Source organism: Nodosilinea sp. LEGE 07298 (assembly GCF_015207265.1).
In the GTDB taxonomy this organism is placed as follows: Bacteria; Cyanobacteriota; Cyanobacteriia; order Phormidesmidales; family Phormidesmidaceae; genus Nodosilinea.
The window spans coordinates 1-8,862 of sequence record NZ_JADEXE010000271.1 but is presented as its reverse complement, the minus strand read 5'-3'; the positions used below and the strand labels follow the sequence as shown (position 1 = coordinate 8,862).

7 protein-coding genes and 1 pseudogene are annotated in these 8,862 nt (G+C 53.6%); 6 read left to right on the top strand and 2 right to left on the bottom strand.

The window, feature by feature from the left end:
* Window positions 1-135 precede the first annotated feature (135 nt).
* Window positions 136-551: pseudogene (locus IQ273_RS36005) on the top strand (element excision factor XisH family protein).
* Window positions 539-874 (top strand): XisI protein, encoded by a 336-nt coding sequence (locus IQ273_RS26120; RefSeq protein WP_194026066.1) that lies wholly within the window; start codon window positions 539-541, stop codon window positions 872-874. The pseudogene IQ273_RS36005 and the gene IQ273_RS26120 overlap by 13 nt, the downstream one beginning before the upstream one ends.
* Window positions 875-883: 9 nt before the next feature.
* Here the strand turns inward: IQ273_RS26120 and IQ273_RS26115 are convergent, their stop codons facing one another.
* Complete coding sequence (locus tag IQ273_RS26115; RefSeq protein WP_194026065.1) at window positions 884-1,459, bottom strand: Uma2 family endonuclease; 576 nt, start codon at window positions 1,457-1,459, stop codon at window positions 884-886.
* 141 nt (window positions 1,460-1,600) lie between these two features.
* Between IQ273_RS26115 and pruA the strand changes: the two genes are divergently transcribed.
* Window positions 1,601-4,600, top strand: a complete 3,000-nt coding sequence (gene pruA, locus IQ273_RS26110; protein ID WP_194026064.1) for an L-glutamate gamma-semialdehyde dehydrogenase — start codon at window positions 1,601-1,603, stop codon at window positions 4,598-4,600.
* A gap of 164 nt (window positions 4,601-4,764) precedes the next feature.
* Here the strand turns inward: pruA and IQ273_RS26105 are convergent, their stop codons facing one another.
* On the bottom strand, window positions 4,765-5,862 hold the full coding sequence (locus IQ273_RS26105; protein ID WP_194026063.1) for a hypothetical protein: 1,098 nt from the start codon (window positions 5,860-5,862) through the stop codon (window positions 4,765-4,767).
* Between the two features lie 1,231 nt (window positions 5,863-7,093).
* On the opposite strand from IQ273_RS26105, the gene IQ273_RS26100 reads away from it, so the two are divergent.
* The 3 genes from IQ273_RS26100 (at window position 7,094) to IQ273_RS26090 (ending at window position 8,704) form a co-directional block, all read left to right on the top strand.
* Complete coding sequence (locus tag IQ273_RS26100; protein WP_194026062.1) at window positions 7,094-7,579, top strand: hypothetical protein; 486 nt, start codon at window positions 7,094-7,096, stop codon at window positions 7,577-7,579.
* 108 nt (window positions 7,580-7,687) lie between these two features.
* Entirely contained in the window at window positions 7,688-8,056 is a 369-nt protein-coding gene (locus tag IQ273_RS26095) for a roadblock/LC7 domain-containing protein (RefSeq protein WP_194026061.1), read from the top strand.
* Window positions 8,057-8,155: 99 nt separating this feature from the next.
* Window positions 8,156-8,704 (top strand): ATP/GTP-binding protein, encoded by a 549-nt coding sequence (locus IQ273_RS26090; RefSeq protein WP_194026060.1) that lies wholly within the window; start codon window positions 8,156-8,158, stop codon window positions 8,702-8,704.
* Window positions 8,705-8,862 lie beyond the last annotated feature (158 nt).

Below are 8,862 nucleotides of genomic sequence, written 5' to 3'. Positions count from 1 at the left end.
TCGATTTGACTCTTGCTTAATTGCTCTCTTTCTAGGGTTGATAGCAACATAACTCGCTCTACCGGTTCATCTGCCTATACTGTGCTCAAGGCCAAATTGTACGGTACTTTTATTCTCGGAAATCGCCATAGATCTATGCCAGCTAGAGATCTTTACCACGATGCCGTGCGTGTAGCATTGGAAAAAGACGGGTGGACGATTACAGACGATCCGCTCATCTTGACGATTGGACTGCGCTCTGTTTTTGTAGATTTAGGAGCTGAAAAACTAATCGCGGCTGAGCGTGGCACCGAAAAAATTGCGGTAGAAGTTAAAAGCTTTCTTAGCCCTCTCCCATTAGTGACCTTGAAGTTGCATGGGGACAATACTTTCTTTACGCTAGGACGCTACAAAAGCAAGAGCCCGATCGCATCCTCTATCTAGCTGTGAACCAAACGGTATTTCAAACGTTGTTTGCTGAGGAGGCCGGGCAACTCCTCTTAGCAGAACCAGGCTTTCGCTTGATCGTTTTTAATTCGGCAACCGAGGAAATAGTTGAATGGAAACCCTAGAACAGTGGCGCAGGATTTTAGAAAAAACGCTCCAATACTATGCCAACTTGCCCTATCGCTATGGCGATGTCAGAACTGATGTTGTTGTCAGCCGTGACTACAACCATTTTTTTTTAATTCATGAAGGCTGGGATGGTAGCAAGCGCATTCACGGCATGGTTGTCCATGCAGAAATACGTGACAGCAAAATTTGGATTCACTACGACGGTATCGAAGGAAGCATCACTACGGACTTAGTGGCGGCAGGCGTGCCTAAAGACCGTATTGTGCTCGCCTTTCACGCTCCCGAAGTGCGAGAACATACCGGCTATGCCGTAGCCTAGGCCAACGATTTACCAAACCAAGGCCATTTTTAGCATAAAGCCAGGTAAAACTGGGTCTCCAGCGAGGCGGGCGGGGTTGTCTAAAACCTCGATCGCCTGCTCTGGGCGATAAACCTCAACCTGGTGACTGCGGGGGTTGATTAGCCAGCCCAGGCGGACGCCGCTGGCCATGTATTCCTGCATTTTGGCTTGAATAACTGAGAGCTGGTCGCTGGGTGACATCAGCTCCAGCACAAAGTCGGGAGCAAGGGGCGGAAATTTTTGCCGCTGCTCAGGGGTGAGGGCATCCCAGCGAGACTGTTCAACCCAGGCAACGTCGGGCGATCGCTCACCACCTCTCGGCAGTTTAAACCCAGTGGATGAATCGAACACCACCCCAAGCCGGCGCTGCCGATTCCACAGCACAAACTCCGTGGCTAACTCTACGTTGCGGTTGCCGGTTTCTCCACCCGTTGGCGACATAATCAGCAGATCTCCCTCGGCGTTGCGCTCAAACTTGAGATCGGGATTGGTGATGCACAGCTGGTAGAACTGGTCATCGGTCATGGCTAGGGCAGGCTGGAGCTTAATGGTGTAAGCCGTCATAGAGACCCCCGTGGAAGTGGTGGTGTTCTCATCATAGGCTGCTAAAGCCTTACTCCTGAGCCGGAAAAGTATCATGACGCGGTGACCCTACCCAGCTCTTTTTCGCTCAAGATAGGAGTTAGGGAATAAGGAGACAATACCGTGGTAGCCCCAGCAATTCAGCCCCAGACCGATTCGCATCAGTACGAAGCTAAGACCCTCGCGATCGCCACGGCCCTGCTCGGGGCCACCCGCGAGAAGAAGAATCTCTTCGCCCAAATGCGCGACCAGATGCGCTGGGACGACAAAATTATGGACTTCGCCATGGCCAACCCTGGCCTCAAGGTGCAGCTATTTCGCTTCATTGATGCCCTACCGGCCCTGCGCAGCAAACCCGAAATTGCTCGCCACCTGCAGGAATACCTGTCGGCAGAAGAAGTGGAACTGCCTGGCGTGCTCAAAGGGTTGCTTAACTTCACCGACCCTGCCTCTGCCCCCGGCAAGCTGGCCGCCACCACCGTTGCCCCCGCCGTTGAAACCCTGGCCTACCGCTACATCTCGGGCGAAAAGATGGATCAGGCGATTAAGGCGATCGAGCGCATGCGCAAGGACAAGCTCACCTTCACCATGGACTTGCTGGGAGAGGCGGTGATCACCGAGGCGGAGGCCCAGGCCTACCTGCAGCGCTACCTGGACCTGATGGAGCAGCTGAGCGCCGCCGCCAAAAATTGGAAGACCATCGATGCGATCGATGTCGCCGAGGGCAAAGAACTCTCTAAGGTGCAGGTGTCGGTTAAGCTCACCGCCTTCTACTCTCAGTTTGATCCGCTGGATGAGGCGGGTAGTAGATCTGGAGTGAGCGATCGCATTCGCACCCTGCTGCGCCGCGCCGCCGAGCTGGGGGTGATGGTGCACTTTGATATGGAGCAGTACAAGTACAAAGACCTCACCCTAGCTATTCTCAAAGACATCTTAATGGAGGAGGAGTTTCGCCAGCGCGATGACCTTGGCGTGACGCTGCAGGCCTATCTGCAAGATAGCTACGACGATCTCAAGGATCTGGTGGTTTGGGCCAAAGAGCGGGGTACCCCCGTCAGCGTGCGCCTGGTGAAAGGGGCCTACTGGGACCAGGAAACTATCACCGCGCGGCAGAACGACTGGCCCAGCCCGGTCTATAGCCAGAAGGTGTCTACCGACGCTAACTTCGAGCGCATGACTCGGCTGCTGCTGGAGAATCATCAGTATTTGTACGCCGCCATCGGTAGCCACAACGTCAGGTCGCAGGCCTATGCTATGGCGATCGCCGAAGAACTCAATATCCCCAAGCGCAATATTGAATTGCAGGTGCTCTACGGGATGGCCGACAAGCTGGCCAAAACGCTGGCCGACCAGGGCTACCGGGTGCGGGTCTACACCCCCTTTGGCGAGCTTATCCCCGGCATGTCGTACCTGATTCGCCGCCTGCTGGAGAACACCGCCAACAGCTCATTCCTGCGGCAAAATTTGGAAGATACCCCGGTAGAGACCCTGCTGGCAGCTCCGGAGTTTGCGGAGGAAGACAGGGAGCCGGGGGGCAGGGGCGATTGGGAGCCGCCCTTTGAAAATGCGGCGGATACGGACTATGCGATCGCCGATCAGCGCACCGCAGCCTTCGCCGCCCTCAAGACCGTGCGCCAGCAGATTGGCCAGCGCTACAGCCCGATCATCAATGGCGAAGCGGTTAACACCGACACCAGCTTTGACTCGGTGAATCCGTCTAACCCCAAAGAGCTGATCGGCAAAGTGGGTATGGCTAGTCAAGAGCAGGCCGAACAGGCGATCGCCGTCGCCAAAGCCGCCTTCCCCGCCTGGGCTGCTACCCCGGCCAGCGAGCGAGCCAACATTCTGCGCCGTGCCGCCGACATCATGGAGTCCCGCCGCCACGAACTCAACGCCTGGATTGTGCTGGAGGTCGGCAAGCCCTTGGGCCAGGCCGACCCGGAAACCTCGGAGGCAATTGACTTCTGCCGCTTTTACGCCGATGAAATGGAGCGCCTGGACGGGGGCTACACCTACGACTACCCCGGCGAAAACAACCGCTACCGCTACTTCCCCCACGGCATTGGCCTGGTGATTTCTCCCTGGAACTTTCCTATGGCGATTACCACAGGCATGACCGTGGCGTCGCTGGTGGCGGGCAACTGCACCCTGATGAAACCCGCCGAAAACTCCTCGGTGATTGGGGCCAAAATTGCCGAAATTCTCTACGAGGCAGGCATTCCCAAAGGCGTGCTCCAGTTTCTACCTGCTAAGGGTTCCACCGTAGGAGCCTACATGGTTGAGCACCCCGATATTCATATGATTACCTTCACTGGCTCCCGCGCCGTGGGCTGTCGCATCTACGCCGAAGCCGCCCAGCTGCGCCCCGGCCAGAAACATCTGAAGCGAGTGGTAGCCGAAATGGGCGGCAAAAACGGCATCATTATCGACGAAAGCGCCGATCTAGATCAGGCTGTGCAGGGGGTGGTCTATTCTGCCTTTGGCTACAGCGGCCAGAAATGTTCGGCCTGCTCCCGCGTCATCGTGGTGGAGTCGGTATACGACACCTTTATACACCGCTTGGTAGAAGCGACCCGCTCCCTCCAGGTGGGCATTGCCGAAGCCCCCGGCACCACCGTTGGCCCCGTAGTCGATGCCGCTGCCCAAGCCAAAATTAAGGAATACATCGAAACGGGCAAGCAGGAGTCTACCCTGGCTCTAGAAATGCCTGCCCCCGATACGGGCTACTTCGTTGGCCCTACGGTGTTTACCGACGTTGCCCCCGATGCCGTCATCGCCCAGGAGGAAATCTTTGGCCCGGTGCTGGCGGTGATCAAGGTGAAGGACTTTGAGACAGCCCTGACGGTGGCCAATAATACCGACTACGGACTCACTGGTGGCCTCTACTCCCGTACCCCCTCCCACATTGAGAGAGTACAGAACGAGTTTGCCGTCGGCAACCTGTACATCAACCGCAGCATTACCGGGGCGATCGTCTCGCGGCACCCGTTCGGTGGCTTCAAGATGTCGGGCGTGGGGTCTAAAGCGGGCGGCCCTGACTACCTGCTGCAATTTCTAGAGCCTCGCCACGTCAGCGAAAACGTGCAGCGCCAGGGCTTTGCCCCAATCGAAGGGGTAGATTAAGTCGATGGCTTAGGGGATCTTCGTAGCGGTGCATTCGCGAAGCAATGCACCGCAGAATGGCTGGGAACTGAAATATGCCCACCATTCCGACTCGCTTGGCTCCCTAGCTCCCCTGCTCCCTCGCGATCGACAATAGTCGTCACACTTATGCCGCTGTCTACTAGCTACTTGTTGATAGCTAGGTCGGCCAAGTTAGGCACCGAGGTCCAATCTTTAAAGCACTGGTTTAACGCTTGTGTATAGGGTTTGGCTAGGTGCATGAAATGGCTAGGGATATGCTGTTCAACTACGTTTACTAGCTGTTCCACTCCGCTCTGCACCACCGCTGGCTGTACACCAATTGACGGAAAGACCATCCGGCACAGGGGCAATAGTTCTTGTGTAATGGCAGTAGTTTGCTTTTCAAGTATGGCCAGCCACAGGTAAGCCTGCATCATTGTCAGGTCTCGCAGCGTAGACCGTTCCACTGCGGCATTGAGTAGCGTGCCGCGACGGCTAACCGTATAGGGAAATCGACTCGCCAAATGACTCTGTACCTCTAGGGCGATCGCTGGGCAAACGGTCATCAGCGCTTCGACTAGGGCAATTTCAGGGGCATCAGCAGCATAGTTGGCCGCAACGGCACAGACCCGAGGCCAGGGAATGGCAACCTGCTCTTCAGCAAATTGTAGATAGGGGCTAATTAATATTTGCTCGCAAGGCGTTAGCGCCGTCACAATGGACTGGTTGATCATGTGAAACTGAGTCGTTAGAAAGCCAATGGTGCGAACATTACTGGTATTGCCATGGTAGGTTTGCAGGGTCAGGTGCACGGGTTCAAGCTCGGCGGCTAGGCGATCGATGAGGGGTAGCATCAGCGCATCTTTACCTAATTCAGCCAAAATGCCTTCAGTATCGGAGAAGTACCTGAGAAACGGCTTCAGCGACGGCTGCTGGCTATAGATGGCGAGGACTTGGTGGTAGACCAACTCAACAGCTAGAGCCAGTTGATAGGCTTCTGACAAATTAATAATGTTTGGAATGTAGGCATAGAGGCTGTTGGTCTTTAGCCCGGCTAGCTGACAGTAGCCAGTCAGCGACTGTATCACCCGATGCACTGTACCTGCCCGCCCATCAGGGGTTGTCAACGCCAGTAGCTTGGCAATGGAGCAGGAATTTTCGCCTAGGCTGATGGTATTTAGAGCTGGCTCGTACCGTTTGGCCCACAGGCCCAACAATCGCCTCGATGAGTTGTCTACCGGCACCTGACAAGACTTCAGCATGGTTACTTTAGCTCTTTGAGTAGCAGAAACAGTGACCTGAAAAAACGCAGACAGAGGTTGCTATTTACCGGCGCTATTTACCGGCGTAAGGCGGGTGACGATGGCAATTACGCGGGAGTCGAGGCGCTAGGGAGCCTGGCTTTGACTTGAGTTCAGTTCTATAGAGTTGGAATAGTGGGCTAATTTCAGCCATACGGTACTAGTAGACGGCTGAGCCAAAGATGATGGATTAGTGGGGTTTACGGTATACGGTTCAAGACCTGCCTTGAGCCGTATACCTTACACCTCGAACCCTGGGGCTACGGCTTCCTGTCACAATCAGCTTGGTCGAGTACTAGGTTCAGCCTGTTTGAGCGCCAAACACGAGCAAAAACGTAGGTTTTCTACAACATGAAGGTTAAATAGAGCTTATTTTTAACAATTTGATAGGTGCATCGATAGCCAATCAAACTCTATTCTGTTAATTTAATCAACTTATTCAATTGGCTGTAATCACCTGAAGGTTATAGATAATTGGTGACGATCATCGATTTAGTCAATAAGCATTCTATAGCAACCATGGCAATATAGGTAATGATTTTGAGGGAAATTATGAGCTGTGCTGCAAGCTATGCTTATTCTTTTTTTACTAGCGCTTTTTTATGAAGATTTTGCAAATTTACCTTGGCTAGGTAGCTATATGTCCAAGCTGATAGTCGCGTTCCAGCTATTTTCAGATCGATAAAATAAAGTTCTAGGCCAAGACAATATTTCTCCGGATTTTTGTCATGTGGTCTGAATACTAATTTAGTTACGAGCAAAGCTCTACGTTCTTGAAAATCTTCCGTTAGTGGTGGCAGGTTATTAGTTCCCTGACAGCACTCTGACTCCAAATTAATATAGCCTTTTCTTGCTCGCTGAGGTGTAGATAAAGAGATTTCAGCTCTTTTCTCCTTTGGCTAGCAATGGTTTGTCTCGCCAGAGTGAGAAGCGCTATGTATGTTGTCTCTGTAACTAGATTTGCCTAGATTAATAATATTTAGTAAAACTTGATTGCTAAATTCATTGAATAGATTGATTTTTTAACGAGTCAATAGTCTCAAGTCTGTCAAGGGAGCTATTTTTCTGGGCAGCGCTCTGGAGTCTATTAATTGGCTTGGCGATAGTTAGGTATTCATGAATACTGTATTGGCAATTTGGTGACTAATATTTGACGCGAATCGGCTGACGTTATGAGTAGTAGGAAAATAGTATGACTATGGCAGTTCAGGCTGAGCGTCACGAGCTTGGCTATTTTATGAGTGTTGTTTGCTTCAAGGCCGCCGTTGTGGGAATGGAAGAAGCTTTGGGTGAAAAGGCCGCTGCGATCGCCATGATTGCAGCCGGTCGGCAGCGGGGCAAACAACTGGCTGAAGATTTGCACCTGACCAACCAAGTCAGCCAGATTTCCCTAGCCGAGATTACTGACAAGTTACGCTATGCCATCGGTAAAGAGGGCACCCGCCTGTGCATCGTCGACACGATTGAGCAGCGGGATGACGTGTTTCGGGTCTACACCCGCGAGACCGTCTGCTGCCATGGCGAACCTGAAGGCTCCCCCCGCAAATGCACCTATACCCTCGGTGCTATTCAAGGCTTTTTGGAGGCTTACGTAGGGCGTCGCCTGCGCGGACAGCATGTTGAGTCAGTGCTGCGGGGCAGTGGCCACGATGTGCTGGAGTATACGTCACTTTCGTAGTGCCCTACTTGGCTAGCGCGATCGCCGATATTTCCCAGTACCACCAGCTATTTTGCGGGCCGTACCGCTCATGTTTACGGCAATCTAACTGTTTTATGGAGACTTCCCATGGCGATTAATATTGAAAAAATTGGCTATATTCTGCAAGATTTCGTGTCTGGTACGCCCGATATTCAGGGAGCTTCCCTAGTCACCCCCGATGGCCTCCCCCTGGCGGCCACCATCCCTAGCGGTTTGGATGAGGAGCGGGTAGCGGCTATGTCGGCCGCCATGTTGTCTCTAGGTGAGCGCATTGGGGATGAGCTTACGCGCGGTGTCATCGACCGCATTTTTGTGGAAGGAACGGACGGTTTTGCCATTTTAACCAGCTGTGGAGCCGATGCCGTGTTTCTAGTATTGGCTAACAAGGCTGCCAAACAGGGGGTGCTGATGCTAGAAATCAAGCGGGCCACTAGTGAAATCAAGCTGGTGCTGTAGGCCTACGCCAATAGTTTGAGGACAGCAGCCCGGTGCTATTACCGACTTTCTGGGTAACACCGGGCCACAGCTACCCCGTATTCAAAAGGTAACCAGCCAATGACGCCGCCACGATTAGTTGTAGCGGGCACAGTGGGGGCCGGCAAGTCCACCTTTGTGCATACAGCCAGTGCGGGCAGCGCTATTCACACCGAGCGGTTGGCCACCGACAGCACTGCCCAGATCAAGACCACCACCACCGTTGCTATCGACTTTGCCCAGATCAGCTTAGGCAATCGGCAAGTTTGCCAGGTTTATGGTTTGCCTGGGCAAGATCGGTTTGATTTTATGCGCGACATGGTGATGCCAACGGCCAGTGCCTGCCTGGTGTTGATAGCCGCCCATCGACCTGACACCTTCCCATCAACCCAGGCGCTGCTGAACTCATTGCAGCAACGCGAACGCCAAGCTCACCAGAGACAGGGTGCTCTGCGGCTAATCTTGGGGCTAACCCACACCGATTGCCCGGCAGCGCTAACCGCAGAGCACATTAGGGCAAAGCTGAACTTGACTACCGATACCGCCAGTTTACCGATACTGACCGTAGATCCGCGCTGTTCTATCTCGGTTAGGCAGGTGCTAACCGCTATTGTTGAGCTGGTGATATAGCCTGAGTCGCACCAAGACGTTTTATCTACCCAGTTAAGAGGACTTGACAATGGGGTTGGAAACACCAGCGTGGTTACTACCGCTGCTGCCCGTTGAGGCGCTGGGCCATAGCCCAGTTGTCGCCGACCCGTTGCCCCACCCCACCCATGGAGCAGCAC